The following is a 17,214-nucleotide window of genomic DNA, read 5'->3' on the forward strand; positions in this document are numbered from 1 at the left end:
GCTAATGAAGGTGGTGCCAGTTGCTGCGCAGGATTAGCTCCAACAAGGCGAGCTTTCGAGAGATCATCTTTCAGCCAGGATTCAACATCATTGTGGCCGAACGTTCCCCTGAGGCCACGGAGAAACACAGCAGAAACGCTCGCGGCAAGACGACGATACTCCAAATCATTAACTACTGCCTTGGGTCGAACCTACCGAGTTCGCTTCGCCCTCTCGCGGATGACGACTGGGTGTTTACTCTCACCCTCGACCTCTTCGGCGACCAAGTTTCAGTGACTCGATCCCTCAAGTCTGGATCTCGCGTCAGCCCAACGTATTCCCAAATTTCTGCTCCTGTCATTGAGACGTACCTCGACGAGAACGGAACTATTTCAGTCAACGACTGGAAATTCCTGCTCGGCCTAGGACTATTCGGACTCGACGTTGAGCAAGAAGACTCGAATTACAGAATCTCCCCTCGGACCTTAATTTCGTACATCTTTCGCATCGATGCAGTCAAAGATCCACTCAAGATAATAGCCCAGCAGCCCGCCTGGAGTTGGCGCGCGCATGTTGCGTTCCTCTTGGGCTTGGACTGGCGCCTAGTGCGCGACCTTGCGAAACTCAATAAAGAGTCTGATACTTTTCAGGCGCTGCAGTATGCAACCTCCGAGCAGCTACTCCCTGGAGTTCTTCGGAAAGAGCCCGACCTCCTGCTTGAGCGCACCCAGCGCCAGCGGATTGTAGACGAAGTCAGGTCGCGCCTGGACGGATTCCGAGTGATCGACGACCCAGACGAACTAATCAACCGAGCAGATGCATTGACTGAGCAGCTGCGAGAACTCAGGAACGAATCCCTCGTAGATCGACGACTTCTCGATTTGTACCGCGGATCCCTCGAAGAGGACGACGACGACACTTCCGCAGTTGAAGACGTCAGCGTTATCTACGAAGAGATGGGCCTGGCATTCACGTCCGTTGCCATGAGACGCCTGGAAGATGTCGAGGCGTTTCATGCAAAACTAATTGCGAATCGCCGGAACTTTCTACAGGATGAGATTGAACGGTTGACGCAGGTCGAACGCGATCGCTCACAGCGTATGCAGCGCCTAACAGAAGAACGCAATGCTTCAATGGCCGTCCTACAGTCTGGCGGGGCCCTCGAAGAACTGCAAAGCCTCAACGAAGAGCTCAACGAAGCAACTTCACGACTCGCAGAGGTCGAAGCCGCTCTCAACAACGCAAGGCAGTTGGCAGTCGCTGATGAAGACTCACGACTTCGAAAGGCGCAAAAACGTCAGGATGCTGGCCATGAGTTGGCGACCAATCGTGGCCATCTCGATCAAGTAGCAGCCCGATTCGATTCGATGATGATGAGACTATATGGAAAGAGTGGAGTTCTTTCCGCAGAAGTAGACGAGTGGGGTTATAAGTTTTCCCTGAAGGTATCAGGGGTTTCAAGTACCGGCGTCACACGAATGCAACTGTTATGCTTCGATCTCACTCTTTTGGCCGAGAATCCAAGCTGGACAAGACATCCAAACTTCCTTGTTCATGATTCGTCGGTCTTTGATGGCGTCGACCCCCGACAGGTTGAGGCTGGACTTACTCTAGCCAATGAAATTGTCACAAACTTGGGGGCACAGTATATTTGCGCCATGAACAGCAATGACGTGCCCGATGACATCCAGAAGCAGCAGTGGTACATCAATGGGGTACGGCGGACCGTTTTCGACACCGACGAAGGCGGCATCCTCGGAGTCTCGTTCTAAAGCCAATGGTCCCACTTATTGGATCTCCATGACGTAGCGGAGTTCATAGCGGTCAGCCGGAAAAAGTATGTCTGCGGTTTCGACGGCCAGGTCTTCCTCTGCTCCAAAACGATCAGCAACGCGGAATGTTTGTGTAATCTGCACGACCGGCCGGTTCGCCGGAATGTCCAGCAGCTTCGCTTCCTCAGCGGTTGGCGTGCGAATGTCGAGACGCTCTTCGACCTGGTTAACCTCGTGTCCGATGGCCGAGAATCGGTCGACGATGCCCTTGTCAGCATGCGGCCCCTCGTGCGGCAGCTCGATGTCCGTTCCGCCGGTGATGGCCAGCGGCTCCCACGCCAGACTGCTCGTGACCGGTTGCGGCGGGTTCCCCATCCGGATGAAGTAGCGAGTGCACGTCACTGGGTCGCCCTCGTTGATACCCGGGCTGAGGCGAAGGCGGATGGCCGGCCACTCGCTAGCCCGATCTTCGCCAGCACGACCGGCACCCTGCGAGACCCGAACAACGTCCTTCGGGTGCTCCGCGAAATCCGGGGATCCGACGACTTCCTCTGGCTCACGTCGCACAACTTCCGCAAGACCACGGCAACCGCCCTGGACGACGCGGGCGTCCCGACGCGGCTGATCGCGGACCACCTCGGCCACTCACGGGTGTCGATGACGCAGGACACCTACCTGGGCCGGAAGACGGTAGACCCGATCACGGCGCAGGCCCTCGAAGGGCTCTTGGATAAACCGTCCGACCCCAATTCCGGGGATAACCCGGGGAGCCGATCTTGACCGGTGGCGACCGGTAAGCCGCTGACCAGGGAGTTTGAGTGGGCCGCCTGGGGCTCGAACCCAGAACCTACGGATTAAAAGTCCGCAGCTCTACCAATTGAGCTAACGGCCCGCGCCCCCAGTTTAGCCACGTCCCGGTCGGGGGCTCGCACACCGGGTCCCGGCTGACGCTCCGGCGAAGGTCGAGACCGGTCCCTCGCTGGCCGCGGCGCGATGGGCTCGACGAGCGGGACCAGCACGTTACGGACACCTGCGAGCCGACCGCCGTCGGGTTGTGATCCTCTGTGGACGGAAGCGCGGGGCCCGAGAGCCGGGCCCCGCGCGTCACGCCGTCAGCACTGGACGAACAGGCCCGTGTAGGCGGTGCACTTCTTCGACGCCTTGTCGTTGGCCGCGTCCGGGTCGGCCGGTGCGCTTGCCGCTCGCTGGGCCGTTGCCGTGAACGCTCCCCATGCGAACACTCCACCCTCCGACGTGAACTTCGCCGTGGTCGATGCGCCCGGGGCCAGCGTTCCGATCGCGCAGTTGAGCGTGGCGCCCGAGCGGGTGCAGCCCGTTGTCGAGACGATCGTGTGGCCCGTGCCCGGATTGGCCGTCACGCGGACGCCGGTCGCGGTGGCCGGGCCGGTGTTCGACACCTTGATCACGTAGTCGACCCGGGCGGTCAGGCCGACGCGCGGGGTGGCGGTCAGCGTGACCTTGACGTCGGCCTCGTCCGGCGGGGCGATCGTGACGACCGGGCCGTCCTCGACGCCGAACGCGTAGTTGTCGCCGGCGAACTGGTGCTGGAGCGTGAACTGGCCGGGTGCGACGTCGTCCTTGACGCGCAGGGTGAACGTCACCGTCCTGCTCTCGCCAGCGCCCAGGTCGCCGACGCCGCCACGGAAGCTGCTGAGGTACGGCGCGCACGGCGCGATCGCCCCGGTGCAGGAGACCAGGTCCACCACATCGGCGATCGGCTTCTCCTTCACGTAGAGCGCCGCCTTCGCGCCCGTGACCGTGAAGTCCGTCGGGTTGGTCAGCTGCTCTGTGACCGTGAACGTGGCGCCCGCGCGCACGGTGGTCGCGCTGACGTCGATCGTGCTCGCGGGCGGGGCCGCGGACGCGACAGCTGGCGTCGCGCACAGGGCCGCGGTCGCCAGCGCGGCCAGCACGGCGGCTCTTCGTCCGGTTCGCTGCATATTCGTGATCTCCTGGTTCCGAACCGAGGGGTGCCGCTCCGACCGGTGAGACTGGCGTGCGCAGCAGGGTGACGAAGATCAGATCGCCGCCGCCGGAGATTCGTTACCGGGTTGGTCAAACCGTGCCTGAACTGGGGTTTCAGCCCAGTTGCCCGGTCACCGATCACCGGAGCGAGCCGAAATTGTCGGACCCCTGTGGCACGCTCCGCACATGACCGAACACACCGTCCCGGTGGCGGCTCCGCCCCGCCTGACCGGCCCCAGAACCGACCCGGCGCCGGTCGCGGACGAGCGCCAGGCGCTCACCGAGAGCCTCGAGTACTTCCGGCGCACCTTCGAGCTGAAATGCACCGGTCTGGACCCGGCGCGGCTGTCCGAACTCTCGGTACCACCGTCCACATTGACCCTGCACGGACTGCTGCGGCACCTCACCGGTTGCGAACGATGGTGGTTCCGGATGCAGTTCGCGGGCGAAGACGTCCCGCTCCTCTATTACTCCGACGACGACCCGGAGCAGGACTTCACCGACCTGGACGGCGACGTCGACGAGGCATTCTCGTTGTGGCACGAGGAATGCGCGCGCTCTCGCGAGATCGTCGCGGCCAGCTCGCTGGACCAGACCGGCATCCGGCGCAGAACCGGCGAACCGTTCACCTTGCGCTGGCTGATGCTGCGGATGATCGGCGAGTACGCGCGCCACATCGGCCACGCCGACCTGATCCGCGAGCGGATCGACGGTGTGACCGGCGAATGACGGCTGCCGTCCGGCGGCGGGCGCGGAGAGGAGGTTGACCACGAACGGAACGACAACCCGGCACGGGTAGGCCCAGTGCGTGAAGAAGGCGACCGGGATGAAGACGGCGATCATCGCGCCGACCCCGCGGTGAACCGCGCCAAAGAGCTCCGGCGAGCCGGACGCCGGACGTGGTGGCGTGGCCGCGCGGCCGCCGCCGAGGTGGGGCGCGTGCGATGCTGACGCCATGACCGTCGACCCCGATTCCGGACTCCTGTCCCCGGTGCGGGCCGGTACGCCGGCCGAAGCGTCGACCGGAGACGAGGCCTGGTTGCGCGCGATGCTCGACGCCGAGGCGGCGCTCGCCAGAGCGCAGGCGCGGCTCGGGACGGTGCCGCCGGAGGCCGCGGCCGCCATCACGAAGGCCGCGGGCAACGCGCGGATCGACGTCGCCGAGCTGGCGCGGGGGTCGCGGGCGACCGCGAACCCGGTCGTCGGCTTGGTGAAGGCGCTGACCTCGGCAGTCGGCGAGGTCGCGCCCGACGCCGCCGAGTACGTGCACCGCGGCTCGACCAGCCAGGACATCTTCGACACGGCGATGATGCTGGTCGCCGACCGGACGCTGCGGCCGCTCGTCGCCGACCTCGACGCCACGGCCGAGGCCCTGGCGGGGCTGGCCCGCGCGCACCGGGACACGACCATGGCCGCGCGCACGCTGACAGCGCACGCGGTGCCGACGACGTTCGGGCTGAAGGCCGCGGGCTGGCGGCAGCTGCTGCTGGACGCGGCCGTCCGGGTCCGTCGCGTGCTCGACAGCGGGCTGCCGGTGTCGCTGGGCGGCGCGGCCGGGACGCTGGCGGCGTACGTCGAGTACGCGCGCCTGTCCGGCGAGGCAAGCAGGGGCGGGGGCGGGCGCGACCACACGGCTCCCGACACGGCGACCGGCGACTACGCGGCACAGCTGACCGCCGCGTTCGCCGAAGAGACCGGGCTGGCCGCTCCGGTGCTGCCGTGGCACTCGCTGCGGACGCCGGTGGCCGACCTCGTCGGTGCGCTCGCGTTCACCGCCGGGGCGCTGGGGAAGCTGGCCGTCGATGTTGCGACGCTCAGCCGGACCGAGCTGGGCGAGGTCGCCGAACCGGCCGCTGATGGGCGGGGCGGTTCCTCGGCGATGCCGCACAAGCGGAACCCGGTGCTCGCGACGCTGATCCGGTCGGCCGCGCTGCAGGTGCCCGTGCTGGCCGCGGGGGTCACGCAGTCGATGCTCGCCGAGGACGAACGGTCGGCCGGGGTCTGGCACGCCGAGTGGCAGCTGGTTCGCGAGTGCTTGCGGCTGACCGGCGGTGCCGCGCACACCGCCGCCGAGCTGGCGCGCGGGCTCACCGCGGAGCCCGGGCGGATGGCGGCGAACCTGGCGTCGACGCACGGGCTGATCGTCTCGGAGCGGCTCTCCGCCGTGCTCGCGCCGCTGCTCGGCAAGGCGCGGGCCAAGGAGCTGCTGGGCGAGGCGTCCGGGCGGGCGGTGCGCGAGGACCGGCCGCTTCGAGACGTCCTGGACGAGCTGCCCGCCATCACGGATGTGCTGACGGCAGCCGCGCTGGACGAGCTGCTCGACCCCGCGGGCTACACCGGCGCGGCGGCCGCGCTGGTCGACCGCGCCCTCGGCGACGGGCCGGCGACGGGTGCTGCCCCGGAGTAGTAGGGCCGGGAGCTGGTGCGCTCCGGGATGGGTGGTGCTCAGATCGGGCGCCGGAGCGCGGCCAGTTGGCGGCGTGGCTTGCCAGAGCGGACCAGCGAGCTCGGCAGCGCGGGCGCCGGCGGGCGCCAGGCTGGCGCGAGCGGGCGCGGGCCCCGCACGCGGGTGCGGCCGCGGGCGCCGACGGGCGCCAGCGGCACGAGGGTGCAGTCGGGCGCCGGAGCGCGGCCAGTTGGCGGCGTGGCTTGCCAGAGCGGACCAGCGAGCTCGGCAGCGCGGGCGCCGGCGGGCGCCAGGCTGGCGCGAGCGGGCGCGGGCCCCGCACGCGGGTGCGGCCGCGGGCGCCGACGGGCGCCAGCGGCACGAGGGTCCAGTCGGGCGCCGGCGCGGGCGGGCGGGCGTCGGCAGCGGGCGCGGCAGGCGGGCGTGCGCGGGCGGGCGCTGGGCAGGCGCCAAGGGGAGCGGGCGGACGGGCACCAGCGGGGTGCGAGCGGGCGCGGTCGGGCGCCAGCGGGCGCGGGTCGGCGGGCGCCGGCAGGCGCCAGGCAGGCGCGAGCGGGCGCGGGCCCCGCACGCGGGTGCGGCCGCGGGCGCCGACGGGCGCCAGCGGTGAGGTGCCAGCGGGCGCGGACGGTGAGGTGCCAGCGGGCGCGGGCGGGCGGGCAGATGCGAGCACGCACCCGCACGCGCACGCCCGCGCGCTCGCAGCTCAGCCGTACACCCAACCCGTCCGCCGCAGCGCAGCCCGGCCAAGCCAGCCGGCGCCGGACCACCCCCACCCCACCCCGGCGAAAATTCTTTGAACCGCCTCCGCCGGGGGTCCGTGTAGTGGGTATCAAGCAGCCGCACCGAGCGGCAGGAACCTCAACGGACACAAGGAGAACTTCCATGCTTCGCACGCGCATCGCCGTCTCCGTCGCCGCGGCGGCAGCCGGGCTGGCAGTGCTCACCGCTTGCTCGGGTGCCGAGACTGCTCAGCCGGTTGTCGCTCCTGCGGCCGCCGGTGGCACCGGGGGCGGCCAGGCCGCCAACGGCCAGGTTGGGAACGCTGCTCCGGCGTCGAACGAGAGCAAACTGGTCGTCGCGGATGTCGCCGAGGTCGGGCAGGTGCTCACCGACCAGAACGGTATGACCCTCTACCGCTTCGACAAGGACACCGCGAAGCCGCCGAAGTCGAACTGCGACGGTGACTGCGCCAAGGCGTGGCCGCCGATGCTGGCCACCGGTGATGTCCAAGTGCAAGGCGTCGACAAGAACATGGTCGGGAAGGTGACGCGCTCCGACGGGACCGAGCAGATCACCGTCGGCGGGTGGGCCCTCTACCGCTACGCCAAGGACACCAAGCCCGGCGACGCGACCGGCCAGGGTGTCGGTGGTGCCTGGTACGCGGCGAACGCCAAGGGCGGGAAGGCCGGACAGGCCGCCGCGGGTGGGTCCGAAGCCGGGGCCGTCAAGCTCAGCGCCAGCAAGATCGATGGGCTCGGCGACGCGATCGTCGATCAGAACGGCATGACGCTCTACCTGTTCCAGAAGGACAGCAAGAAGGCCAAGACGTCCACCTGCAACGGCGACTGCGCCAAGACCTGGCCCGCGGTGCTCTCCAACGGCAAGGTCGAGCTGCAGGGCATCGACTCGAAGCTCCTCGGCAGCGTCAAGCGCGCGGACGGCACCGAGCAGGTCACCATCGGCGGCTGGCCCGTCTACACCTTCTCGAAGGACACCAAGCCCGGTGACGCGAACGGTCAGGGCGTGAACGGCACCTGGTTCGTCATCGAGCCCGCCGGGTGCAAGGTCGGCAGCAACCCGGCGACCGCTGCCGGCCAGCAGCAGGCTCCGGCCGGCAGCGGTGCGGCGACCAACGACTCCGGTTCCGGTGGCACCACCTACTGAACCACCCCGAACCTCCTAGTGGGCGAGGCCCGGCGGACGCTCTTCGTGAGTGACCTCCGGGCCTCGCCCGTTGTGGTCACGGCGCAGGAACGACCGGCGACGCGGTTCATCGGTCACCCGGTCTTCGGTGCGGTCGACGACCGGCCGGTCGGTGCGCTGCTCGGCCACGGTCGGCTCGTCGGCCGTCTCGTCCTCGGGCAGCAGGATGGTGCGGCGGGCCGGCAGGACCGCGATCAGCAGGCCGAGCGCGGCGACACCGAGGTGCAGCCACGTGTCGGCGGGCTCGAGGTCCATCGGGTTGCCGGCGTTGGCGAACGGGTTGGTCGAAATGAGGCCGTCGATCATCAGGCCCCACACGAACAGCAGGCCGTAACCGATGAACAGCAGCCAGCCGAACGTCCGCGCGCGGCCCGAGCCGAACGCCAGCAGCAGGCCGACCACACCGGTCACGACGCGGACCAGGCTCATCAGCGGGTTGGCGGAGAACCGCCAGAACCCGGCGTCGTGGTGGCCGGCGAAGTTGCCGAAGCCGGTCCGTGAAAATCCGATGATGCCGACGACGAGGAACGCGATCCCGGCCAGTCCGGCCAGCACCTGCGCCGGTTGCAGGCCGCGGACCCGGATGCGTGCGCCTTTCGCGTGAACCATGACTCCAGTCCTTCCCAGCGGGTGGTGACGATCGTCACCGGGCTGGAGTACCCCGCGACCACCGTCGGCGAAACGATGGTGCTTGCCCGCTGGGCACTGATGTGTTCGCGATTCGGGCCCTGTTCGAGACCTATCCCACAAACCGGCCCGTCCGGGCGAACAGCGCGCGGCTCTCCCGGCAATCCAGGGCATGCGCAAGCTGAGCGGCATCTTCCTGGTGGGGCTGTGCCTGGGGGCGATCGGCGCGGTGGTGGTGACGGCGGGGCACAGCTCCGCCGCGGCGCCCCAGCCGATCGCGGTCACGGAGATCGCTCCGGCGACGACGTCCGAGACGCCGGCACCGGCGCCGACGCCGGCCCCCAAGACGGAGACGCCGGCGGCCAAGGCCGCGCCGGCGGATCCGGTCGAGGTGGACGCCGCCGCGCTGGACAAGCTCGTGCGCGACGGCAAGGTCAGCGCCGTCGTCTTCGACCGGCAGCGAGGCGCCGCGATCGACTCCGTGCACGCCGACCGCGGATACACCTCGGCGTCGCTCGTGAAACTGCTGATAGCGCTTTCCACGCTCGAACAGGGTGGTCCCGTGGCGGACGTCCAGCGGATGCTGGCCCGCAGCGACGACGACCTCGCGAGCCGGTTCTGGACGGCCTACGGCGGACCGTCGATCGTCACGCGCTGGGCCGCGAAGCTGGGCCTCAGCGGAACCCGGGCGCCCGCGGATCCCGGCCGCTGGGGCGACACGCGCATCACCGCGCCGGACGTCGTGAAGATCTACCGGTACCTGCTGGACCGCAAGTCCGGCGCGATCATGAAGGGGCTGCGGGACGCGACCGAACGCGGGTCCGACGGCTTCCGGCAGTACTTCGGCATCCCGGACGCCGCCGGCGGGCGGCCGTGGGCGGTGAAGCAGGGCTGGTCGTGCTGCGGCCCGACGCGAATGCTGCACACCTCGGGCGTCCTCGGCGAGGACAGCCGCTACATCGTGGTGGTGCTGACCGAGCACCCCGTCAAGGTCGACTACCCGACGGCGTCGAGGCGGGTCACGACGATCGTCTCGGCGCTGCTCGGCTCGGACGAGAGCTGAGCGAGGTCACTGGTCGACGTCGGCCAGCGCGCCCGGCGCGCCCGAGCGGGGCAGCGGCCACGGCTGCACGCCGCCGGTGGTCTCGACCTGACGGCCCGCCGGGGCGGGCGGAGTCGTGTGGGCGCCGATCCAGGTGAGGATTTCGGGAATCTGCGACTTGAAGGTGTTCATGTTGTGGCCCGCGTCCGGGACCTTCCACGACTGGAAGCGGACCGGCGGCCGGACGCCGCCGCGGATCAGCTCGGCCGCCGCGCTCTCGAACTTCTCGTTCTCGCCCCAGATGGCGAGGATGTCCACCGGGGACGGGTGGAGGCGGACCGTGATGCCGACGTTGTTGGCGTCGTCGACGTCCTGGCGGCCCTTGTAGAGGTTCTCGGTCTCGGCGTCCATCTGCGCGCGGTCGTAACCGCTGACGCTGACCGCCTGGCCGTACCACTGCGGGTGGCGGGTCACCAGGTTCATCGCGCAGTACCCGCCGGACGACCAGCCGGCGAAGGTCCAGGCCTTCCGGTCCGCGGCGACGCCGAGCTTCTGCAGGGCCCACTCGCGCAGGTCCGCGGTCAGGTACGTGTCGTTCGCGGTGCCGTTGACCTCGTCGACGCACTCGGTGTCGTGGCCGATCTTCGGGACGCCCGTGGGGTCCGGCATGATCACCACGACCGGGGGCAGCGCGCGCTTGGCGATCGCCGCGTCGAGCTGGTCCGGGAGCTTGTACCCGTCGGTGACGACCTCGGGCCCGGACGGGTAGTTCGGGATCCACTCGATCGCCGGGAACTTCAGGCTCTTGTAGGCCGGGTCGAAGTACTGCGGCGGGAGGTACACCGTCACGTCGCGGGTGAGCTTGGTGCGCCGGCCCGTCACCTTCATGTGGACGACGGTGCCCTTGCCCTCCTTGGCGTGCGCCGTGCCCACTTCCCGGACGACCTCGAGGTTCTCGCCGTTCGCGCTCGTCTCGGCGTCGATGCTGTCGGCCGCGTAGACGCCGGTGCCGAGCAGCGAACCGACCGTCGGGAAGAAGCCGCCGATCAGGTTGCCGGTCAGGCCGGTGGTGACGACGATCGAGACGACCGCGCCGAGAATGGTGACGGTGCGCCACAACAGCTTCCGCTTCCAGCGCTCCCAGAACAGCGGGACGGCGATGATCGCGAGCAGCGTCACGGCGACCACGATGCTCATCGTGATCGGCGAATCGAGCCGGATGCTGCTGAGGTGCATGGGAACGGTCCTTCCGGGCGGGCAGCTAATGCGCACCCGGACCCCCGGGACTCGCGTATATAGCACGTTTGACCCGGCTCGCACGTTGCGGACCTGTGAGTTGCCTCATAGCGCCGCAACGTGCGGAGCACTCAGCGTTTTCTCAACTACTTCGCCAGCGCGCGCGACAGCACCGTGACGGCCTGGGTGATCGCGGCCTCGGCGGCGTGCGTCTCGCGCAGCGCGTTGACCATCACGAAGTCGTGGATGATCCCCTGGTACCGGACGGCGGTGACGGGAACACCGGCCTGACGCAGCTTCGCCGCGTACGCCTCACCTTCGTCGCGAAGCACGTCGGCTTCGCCGGTGATCACCAGGGCCGGCGGCAGCCCGGCGAGCTCGTCGAGCGACGCGCGCAGCGGCGACGCCGTGATCTCCGCGCGCTGGGCGGGATCGGTCGTGTACTGGTCCCAGAACCACTTCATGCCTTCGCGGCCGAGGAAGTAGCCCTCGGCGAACCGGTGGTACGACTCGGTGTCGAAGTTCGCGTCGGTGACCGGGTAGAAGAGCACCTGCTGCTTGAAAGTGACGTCGCCGCGCTGCTTGGCCAGGATGGTCAGCGCCGCGGTCATGTTCCCGCCGACGGAGTCCCCGGCGATCGCGATGCGCGAGGTGTCGAGGCCCTTCTCGGCGCCGTGCTGGGCGACCCACTTCGCCACGGCGTAGTTCTCCTCGATGGCGACCGGGTAGCGCGCCTCGGGCGAACGGCTGTACTCGGGGAAGACGACGGCGGCGCCGACGCCGGCCGCCAGTTCGCGCACCAGCCGCTCGTGGGTGTGGAAGTCGCCGAACACCCAGCCGGCGCCGTGGATGTAGACGATCACCGGAAGCGGGCCGGAAACACCGGCGGGGCGGACGATCCGCGTCTCGACGTCCCCGTTCGGGCCGCCCGGGACGGTCAGCACCTCGATCTCGGCGGCGGCCATGGCCACCTCGCCGTCCTGGACGCCGTCGACGGCCTTGCGACCCTCCGCCGGCGGCAGCTGGAACAGGTACGGCGGCTGGTCGGTGGCCTCCGCGAACGCCTGCGCGGCCGGTTCGAGGGCCAGGTTGTGCGGGTTGGCGGTCATGTCGTCCTCCTCGGACTCGAAGCTGATATCACGAAGGTAGCTCGCAACTCAGTTGTGCACAACTAATTGGAACCCAATGAGATGCAGCGCACTTGAGTTGCTCCCCGACGCCTTGCCGAGGACCATCGAAGGCGGAAGAGAGGAGGACGCCATGGCGTCTCTGCGGCTGGACGACCAGCTCTGCTTCGGGCTGTACTCGGCGTCGCGCGCGGTGACGTCGCTGTACCGGGTCGTCCTGGAAGACCTCGATCTGACCTATCCCCAGTACCTGGTCATGCTGGCGCTCTGGGAGCAGGACCACCGCCTGGTCAAGGAGCTCGGCACCGCGTTGAACCTCGATTCGGGCACGCTCTCGCCGTTGCTCAAGCGCCTGCAGACCGCGGGCCTCGTGGCCCGGAATCGCCAGGCCGACGACGAGCGCTCGGTCCGCGTCAGCCTGACGGACGCCGGGAAGGCGCTGCACGAGAAGGCGCGGGGCATCCCGGACGTGATCGGCGCGGCGATGAGCATGGACGAAGCCGGGCTCGCCCGGATGCGCGCCGAACTGGACCGGTTGACGGAGTCGGTCAACCGCTATCGGGACGCGTGCTCGCCGGCGTGATCGTTCCCGTGGCAGCATGGGCCGCGAGGGGGAAGTCATGATCAACCACGACGACGCGCTCAAGGCCGTCGCGAGCAGCCTCGACCGGCCGTCGGCCGCCCGGATCTACGACTACTTCATCGGCGGCGACACCCACTACGCGATCGACCGCGACTTCGCCGAAAAGGTCCGCGCCCGGCTGCCGCTCATCGGCGAGTACTGCCGGACGAGCCGGCAGTTCCTGGGCCGCGCGGTCCGCGAGTGCGTGCGCGCCGGGCTGCGGCAGTTCGTCGACGTCGGCTCCGGCCTGCCGACCGCGGGCAACGTGCACGAGGTCGCCGACGAGACGCGGCCCGAGCGGGACACGCGGGTGCTCTACATCGACAACGAGCCGATCGCGCTGGCGCACTCGACGCTGCTGCTGGCCGACACCGCCGACCCCGGGCGCCACCACGCGATCGCCGCGGACTTCCTGCAGCCCGACGACCTCTGGGAGCGGGTGAAGGCGTCGGAGCTCATCGACGTGCGCGAGCCGGTCGTGCTGGTGATCAACGCGGTGATGCACTTCGTCAAGGACGAGCAGAACCCGGACGAGCTGCTCGAGTTCTACCGCGCCCGGGTCGCGCCCGGGTCGCTGCTGGTGCTGTCGCAGATGACCAACGAGAACCCGGTGAACGAGGACGAGCGGCAGGCGCTGCTCGACCTGCTCGAGTACTACGAGTCCACGACGAACCCGGGTTTCCTGCGGACGATGGCCGAGTTCGAACGCTTCTTCGGCGGCTGGCCGCCGCTGGAGCCGGGGCTCGTCTACGCCCCGGCGTGGCACCCGGACGAGCACACCCTGTTCGCCGGATCGCCGTCCGAGTCGCGGGTGATCGGCGGCGTCGCGCGCAAGCCCTAAGACGCTTCGCGCAGGCTGTCCAGCACGTCGAGGACGGCCCCTTTGCCCAGGTCGACGGCCTTGCGCAGCACCTCGGGATCACGCTCGAGCACGGCCACGTCCGGCGCCCCCACCGGGGGCCGGACGCTCAGGATGCGCGGGTCGGCCGCCAGGGTCTCCTCGTCCTCGACGTCCCGCCGGTAGGTGTCCTGCCAGGCCGGGATGGCGCCGGGTGCCTGGCGGCGCAGGAACCGCGGCACGACGACGTCGTGCACCCGCGGCGGCCGCACCGGCAGTTCGTCGGCGCGGCGGGTGCGCAGCACCAGGACGTCGGTCGCGCCCTGGGCCAGCGCGGTGCGGTACGGGATCGGCTCGGCCACGCCGGCGTCGACGAACCGGCGGCCGGCCATCGGGATCGGCGGCCCGGCCAGCACCGGCATGCACGAGGACGCGGCGAGCGCGATCTTGATCGCGTCGACGTCGGCCAGGAACGGGTGCAGGTCGGTGGACTCGCCGGTATCGGCGTCGGTGGCCAGCGGGTGGAAGGTGACCGGGTTGGCCAGGATCGCCGGGAAGTCCATCGGTTCCAGCACCGAGTAGACCTGGTGGACGAGGTACTCGAGGTCGATCACCGCGCGGCCGCGCAGGGTGTGCAGCGGGTTGATGATCCGGCGCATGACCACCGGGTTCCACCACGTCCGGACGCCGGTCGAGGAGCGGCCGCAGAGCAGCCAGGCGCCGTTCAGCGCGCCGGCCGACGAGCCGTAGACGGCGTCGAAGGCCGGTGTCACGCCAAGTTCGTCCAGGGCCAGGACCATGCCGCTGGAGTAGGTGCCGCGGCTGCTGCCGCCCTCGATGGCGAGCGCGAGACGCCTGCCGTCGGTGCGTTCTCCCGGGACGCTGCCCGCCGCCATCCGTTCGGAGATCAGTTCGAGTACCGGGTGCACTTCTCCCATCCTGGTCTTTTCGCTCTCGAAGTCGACCCGTTTTGCGCCACCCGGCCCGCCACTTTCACGTGAAAGTGGCGTCCGGAGGTGGGCACTTTCACGTGAAAGTGGCGGACGCCTCCTTGCCGTGCAACTGGGTGCATATGAAACTAGGTGCATGGTACTGGAGCACGCGATCCTCGTTTCGCTGTCCGAGCGCGCCGGTTCGGGCTATGAGCTCACGCGCCGCTTCGAGAAGTCGATCGGGCTCTTCTGGAGCGCCACCCACCAGCAGATCTACCGGGTGCTGAAGCGGATGGAAGAAGCCGGCTGGGTGACCGTCGACGTCGTCGCGCAGTCCGGGCGGCCGGACAAGAAGGTCTACACGGTCAGCGACGACGGCCGCGCCGAACTCGTCCGCTGGCTCGCGGAGCCGGATCCGGGCGCCGGGCCGGTCGAGCTGGCCGTGAAGATCCGTGGCGCCACCTTCGGCGACCCGGCGAAGGTCGCCGAGGAGATCGTCCGCCACCGCGACAAGCACGCCGAACGCCTCGACGTCTACCGCCAGATCGAGAAGCGCGACTTTCCCGCGCCGGCGAACCTCGACGGGCAACACCTGCACCAGTACCTGGTCCTGCGCGGCGGCATCCGCGTCGAAGAGGGCCAGGTCGAGTGGTTCGACGAAGTCCTCAGCGCCATGGAGACGGCCCTCAACCCCAAGGACGCCCGATGAGCCCGTACCCGCACCTGCTCAGCCCCCTCGACCTCGGCTTCACGACGCTGCGCAACCGCGTCCTGATGGGCTCGATGCACACCGGCCTCGAAGACAAGGCGTCCCGCTTCCCCGAGCTGGCCGAGTACTACGCCGAACGCGCCCGCGGCGGTGTCGGGCTGATCGTCACCGGCGGATTCGCCCCGAACCGCACCGGCTGGCTGCTCCCCTTCGCCTCGAAGCTGACGACGTCCGCCGAAGCGCGGCAGCACCGGCAGCTCACCGCGCCGGTGCACGACGCCGGCGGCAAGATCGCGCTGCAGGTGCTGCACGCGGGCCGGTACGCCTACCACCCGCTGAGCGTGTCGGCGTCGAGCATCAAGGCGCCGATCAACCCGTTCCGCCCGCGCGGACTGACCGGTTACGGCGTGCGTCAGCAGATCCGTGCCTTCGCCGATTGCGCCGCTCTGGCGCGCGAAGCGGGCTACGACGGCGTCGAGATCATGGGCTCCGAGGGCTACCTGATCAACCAGTTCCTGGCCGAGCGCACCAACAAACGCACCGACGCCTGGGGCGGCACGTCGGAGAAGCGGCGCCGGTTCGCCGTCGAGATCGTCAAGCGCACGCGGGAAAAGGTGGGCGACGACTTCATCATCATCTACCGGCTCTCCATGCTCGACCTCGTCCCGGGCGGCCAGCGCTGGGAGGAAGTCGTCGCGCTCGCCCAGGAGGTCGAGGCCGCGGGCGCCACGATCATCAACACCGGCATCGGCTGGCACGAGGCCCGCGTGCCCACGATCGTCACGTCGGTGCCGCGCGCGGCGTTCACCTGGGTGACCGGGAAGCTCCGGCCGCACGTGGGCATCCCGGTCGTCACCTCGAACCGGATCAACATGCCGCAGGTCGCCGAAGAGGCGCTGAGCAGCGGCGACGCCGACCTCGTGTCGATGGCCCGGCCGTTCCTCGCCGACCCGGAGTGGATCCGGAAGGCCGAGAGCGGCCGGGAGGACGAGATCAACACCTGCATCGCGTGCAACCAGGCCTGCCTCGACCACGCCTTCAAGCGCAAGCTGGTGTCCTGCATGGTCAACCCGCGGGCCGGCCACGAGACGACGTTGACCCTCGCGCCGGCGCGGCGGTCGAAGCACGTCGCTGTCGTCGGAGCCGGGCCTGCCGGGCTGTCCGCGGCGACCGCGCTGGCCGAACGCGGCCACAGCGTCGAACTATTCGAAGCCGACGACGAGATCGGCGGCCAGTTCGGCATCGCGCGGAAGATCCCCGGCAAGGAGGAGTTCGCCGAGACCATCCGCTACTACCGGCGGCGGCTCGAGGTGACCGGGGTCAAGCTGCACCTCGGAAAGCGCGTGTCCGCGGCCGAACTGACCGGCTTCGACGAGGTCGTGCTGGCCACCGGGGTCGCGCCGCGCGTGCCGTCGCTGCCCGGGATCGACCACCCGAAGGTGCTGTCCTACGTCGACGTCGTCAAGCACGGCAAGCCGGTCGGCGAGCGGGTCGCGGTGATCGGGGCCGGCGGCATCGGCGTCGACGTCAGCGAGTTTCTCACGCACCGCGGATCGCCCGCGCTGAACCTGGACGCGTGGCTGGCGGAGTGGGGTGTCACCGACCCGGAACAGGCGGCGGGCGGGCTGGGCACGCCGCGGCCCGAGCCGTCGCCGCGGCAGGTGTTCCTGTTGCAGCGCAAGAAGTCCGGGATCGGAGCCGGGCTCGGCAAGACGTCGGGCTGGGTGCACCGGGCCGCGCTCAAGGCCAAGCGCGCCGAGCAGCTGCCCGGCGTCACCTACGAGCGGATCGACGACGACGGCCTGCACATCACCGTCGACGGCGTGCCCCGGCTCCTCGACGTCGACACGGTCGTCGTCTGCGCCGGTCAGGAACCGGTGCGGGACCTCGCCGACGAACTGCGGGCCGCCGGGCTGCCGGTGCACCTGATCGGCGGGGCCGACGTGGCCGCGGAACTCGACGCGAAGCGCGCGATCGACCAGGGAACGCGGCTCGCGGCCGCGCTATAGCC

At 69.3% G+C, this 17,214-nt stretch carries 16 protein-coding genes and 1 tRNA gene; 10 read left to right on the plus strand and 7 right to left on the minus strand.

The window, feature by feature from the left end; translation table 11 throughout:
• Nucleotides 1-20: 20 nt before the first annotated feature.
• Nucleotides 21-1,751: a DUF2326 domain-containing protein gene (locus DV20_RS45275; RefSeq protein ID WP_152603814.1), complete on the plus strand. Its 1,731-nt coding sequence runs from the start codon at nt 21-23 to the stop codon at nt 1,749-1,751.
• Nucleotides 1,752-1,766: 15 nt separating this feature from the next.
• Here the strand turns inward: DV20_RS45275 and DV20_RS44505 are convergent, their stop codons facing one another.
• Complete coding sequence (locus DV20_RS44505; protein ID WP_084093884.1) at nt 1,767-2,126, minus strand: UTRA domain-containing protein; 360 nt, start codon at nt 2,124-2,126, stop codon at nt 1,767-1,769.
• Between DV20_RS44505 and DV20_RS47105 the strand changes: the two genes are divergently transcribed.
• On the plus strand, nt 2,028-2,531 hold the full coding sequence (locus DV20_RS47105; RefSeq protein WP_084093885.1) for a tyrosine-type recombinase/integrase: 504 nt from the start codon (nt 2,028-2,030) through the stop codon (nt 2,529-2,531). The two genes, DV20_RS44505 and DV20_RS47105, sit on opposite strands and share 99 nt — an antisense overlap.
• Nucleotides 2,532-2,570: 39 nt before the next feature.
• Here DV20_RS47105 and DV20_RS38800 read toward each other — a convergent pair.
• A tRNA-Lys gene (locus tag DV20_RS38800) sits at nt 2,571-2,643 on the minus strand.
• Between the two features lie 220 nt (nt 2,644-2,863).
• Nucleotides 2,864-3,712 (minus strand): COG1361 family protein, encoded by an 849-nt coding sequence (locus tag DV20_RS38805; protein ID WP_200876589.1) that lies wholly within the window; start codon nt 3,710-3,712, stop codon nt 2,864-2,866.
• Between the two features lie 211 nt (nt 3,713-3,923).
• Here DV20_RS38805 and DV20_RS38810 point away from each other — a divergent pair, with 211 nt between their 5' ends.
• The 3 genes from DV20_RS38810 (at nt 3,924) to DV20_RS38820 (ending at nt 8,031) form a co-directional block, all read left to right on the plus strand.
• Nucleotides 3,924-4,466 carry a DinB family protein gene (locus DV20_RS38810; protein ID WP_043788498.1) on the plus strand — a complete coding sequence of 181 codons (543 nt, stop codon included), beginning with the start codon at nt 3,924-3,926 and terminating at the stop codon, nt 4,464-4,466.
• Nucleotides 4,467-4,692: 226 nt separating this feature from the next.
• Nucleotides 4,693-6,144 (plus strand): nitrosuccinate lyase, encoded by a 1,452-nt coding sequence (locus DV20_RS38815; RefSeq protein ID WP_043788499.1) that lies wholly within the window; start codon nt 4,693-4,695, stop codon nt 6,142-6,144.
• A gap of 885 nt (nt 6,145-7,029) precedes the next feature.
• Nucleotides 7,030-8,031, plus strand: coding sequence for an SCO0930 family lipoprotein (locus DV20_RS38820; RefSeq protein ID WP_043788500.1), 1,002 nt, complete (start codon nt 7,030-7,032; stop codon nt 8,029-8,031).
• A gap of 15 nt (nt 8,032-8,046) precedes the next feature.
• Here the strand turns inward: DV20_RS38820 and DV20_RS38825 are convergent, their stop codons facing one another.
• Nucleotides 8,047-8,679 (minus strand): DUF4383 domain-containing protein, encoded by a 633-nt coding sequence (locus DV20_RS38825; RefSeq protein WP_043788501.1) that lies wholly within the window; start codon nt 8,677-8,679, stop codon nt 8,047-8,049.
• A gap of 190 nt (nt 8,680-8,869) precedes the next feature.
• Between DV20_RS38825 and DV20_RS38830 the strand changes: the two genes are divergently transcribed.
• The gene (locus tag DV20_RS38830; RefSeq protein ID WP_043788502.1) at nt 8,870-9,760 is read left to right on the plus strand and encodes a serine hydrolase family protein; all 891 of its coding nucleotides are present in this window, start codon (nt 8,870-8,872) and stop codon (nt 9,758-9,760) included.
• A 6-nt stretch (nt 9,761-9,766) separates the two neighbouring features.
• On the opposite strand, the gene DV20_RS38835 is transcribed toward DV20_RS38830, so the two are convergent.
• Nucleotides 9,767-10,975, minus strand: a complete 1,209-nt coding sequence (locus DV20_RS38835) for an alpha/beta hydrolase (RefSeq protein ID WP_043788503.1) — start codon at nt 10,973-10,975, stop codon at nt 9,767-9,769.
• A 146-nt stretch (nt 10,976-11,121) separates the two neighbouring features.
• Nucleotides 11,122-12,084 (minus strand): alpha/beta hydrolase, encoded by a 963-nt coding sequence (locus DV20_RS38840; RefSeq protein WP_043788505.1) that lies wholly within the window; start codon nt 12,082-12,084, stop codon nt 11,122-11,124.
• A gap of 151 nt (nt 12,085-12,235) precedes the next feature.
• On the opposite strand from DV20_RS38840, the gene DV20_RS38845 reads away from it, so the two are divergent.
• Together DV20_RS38845 and DV20_RS38850 are read left to right on the plus strand one after the other, a co-directional pair.
• Nucleotides 12,236-12,685 carry a MarR family winged helix-turn-helix transcriptional regulator gene (locus DV20_RS38845; RefSeq protein WP_043788506.1) on the plus strand — a complete coding sequence of 150 codons (450 nt, stop codon included), beginning with the start codon at nt 12,236-12,238 and terminating at the stop codon, nt 12,683-12,685.
• Nucleotides 12,686-12,722: 37 nt separating this feature from the next.
• Complete coding sequence (locus DV20_RS38850; RefSeq protein WP_043788507.1) at nt 12,723-13,565, plus strand: SAM-dependent methyltransferase; 843 nt, start codon at nt 12,723-12,725, stop codon at nt 13,563-13,565.
• Here DV20_RS38850 and DV20_RS38855 read toward each other — a convergent pair.
• Nucleotides 13,562-14,500, minus strand: coding sequence for a patatin-like phospholipase family protein (locus DV20_RS38855; protein WP_235191125.1), 939 nt, complete (start codon nt 14,498-14,500; stop codon nt 13,562-13,564). The genes DV20_RS38850 and DV20_RS38855 overlap by 4 nt on opposite strands.
• Nucleotides 14,501-14,648: 148 nt before the next feature.
• On the opposite strand from DV20_RS38855, the gene DV20_RS38860 reads away from it, so the two are divergent.
• Nucleotides 14,649-15,203 (plus strand): PadR family transcriptional regulator, encoded by a 555-nt coding sequence (locus DV20_RS38860; protein WP_043788509.1) that lies wholly within the window; start codon nt 14,649-14,651, stop codon nt 15,201-15,203.
• Nucleotides 15,200-17,212 carry an NADPH-dependent 2,4-dienoyl-CoA reductase gene (locus DV20_RS38865; protein WP_043788510.1) on the plus strand — a complete coding sequence of 671 codons (2,013 nt, stop codon included), beginning with the start codon at nt 15,200-15,202 and terminating at the stop codon, nt 17,210-17,212. The genes DV20_RS38860 and DV20_RS38865 overlap by 4 nt, the downstream gene beginning before the upstream one ends.
• Nucleotides 17,213-17,214: the final 2 nt, after the last annotated feature.

Origin of the sequence: Amycolatopsis rifamycinica, from assembly GCF_000695625.1 — a bacterium.
GTDB lineage: Bacteria > Actinomycetota > Actinomycetes > Mycobacteriales > Pseudonocardiaceae > Amycolatopsis > Amycolatopsis rifamycinica.

What these genes read in the sequence shown, in the direction of transcription:
- DV20_RS47105 (WP_084093885.1), top strand. Translation starts at nt 2,028, where the DNA reads ATGCGGCCCCTCGTGCGGCAGCTCGATGTCCGTTCCGCCGGTGATGGC.
- DV20_RS44505 (WP_084093884.1), bottom strand. Translation starts at nt 2,126, where the DNA reads ATGGGGAACCCGCCGCAACCGGTCACGAGCAGTCTGGCGTGGGAGCCG.
- DV20_RS38805 (WP_200876589.1), bottom strand. Translation starts at nt 3,712, where the DNA reads ATGCAGCGAACCGGACGAAGAGCCGCCGTGCTGGCCGCGCTGGCGACC.
- DV20_RS38810 (WP_043788498.1), top strand. Translation starts at nt 3,924, where the DNA reads ATGACCGAACACACCGTCCCGGTGGCGGCTCCGCCCCGCCTGACCGGC.
- DV20_RS38815 (WP_043788499.1), top strand. Translation starts at nt 4,693, where the DNA reads ATGACCGTCGACCCCGATTCCGGACTCCTGTCCCCGGTGCGGGCCGGT.
- DV20_RS38820 (WP_043788500.1), top strand. Translation starts at nt 7,030, where the DNA reads ATGCTTCGCACGCGCATCGCCGTCTCCGTCGCCGCGGCGGCAGCCGGG.
- DV20_RS38825 (WP_043788501.1), bottom strand. Translation starts at nt 8,679, where the DNA reads ATGGTTCACGCGAAAGGCGCACGCATCCGGGTCCGCGGCCTGCAACCG.
- DV20_RS38830 (WP_043788502.1), top strand. Translation starts at nt 8,870, where the DNA reads ATGCGCAAGCTGAGCGGCATCTTCCTGGTGGGGCTGTGCCTGGGGGCG.
- DV20_RS38835 (WP_043788503.1), bottom strand. Translation starts at nt 10,975, where the DNA reads ATGCACCTCAGCAGCATCCGGCTCGATTCGCCGATCACGATGAGCATC.
- DV20_RS38840 (WP_043788505.1), bottom strand. Translation starts at nt 12,084, where the DNA reads ATGACCGCCAACCCGCACAACCTGGCCCTCGAACCGGCCGCGCAGGCG.
- DV20_RS38845 (WP_043788506.1), top strand. Translation starts at nt 12,236, where the DNA reads ATGGCGTCTCTGCGGCTGGACGACCAGCTCTGCTTCGGGCTGTACTCG.
- DV20_RS38850 (WP_043788507.1), top strand. Translation starts at nt 12,723, where the DNA reads ATGATCAACCACGACGACGCGCTCAAGGCCGTCGCGAGCAGCCTCGAC.
- DV20_RS38855 (WP_235191125.1), bottom strand. Translation starts at nt 14,500, where the DNA reads ATGGGAGAAGTGCACCCGGTACTCGAACTGATCTCCGAACGGATGGCG.
- DV20_RS38860 (WP_043788509.1), top strand. Translation starts at nt 14,649, where the DNA reads ATGGTACTGGAGCACGCGATCCTCGTTTCGCTGTCCGAGCGCGCCGGT.
- DV20_RS38865 (WP_043788510.1), top strand. Translation starts at nt 15,200, where the DNA reads ATGAGCCCGTACCCGCACCTGCTCAGCCCCCTCGACCTCGGCTTCACG.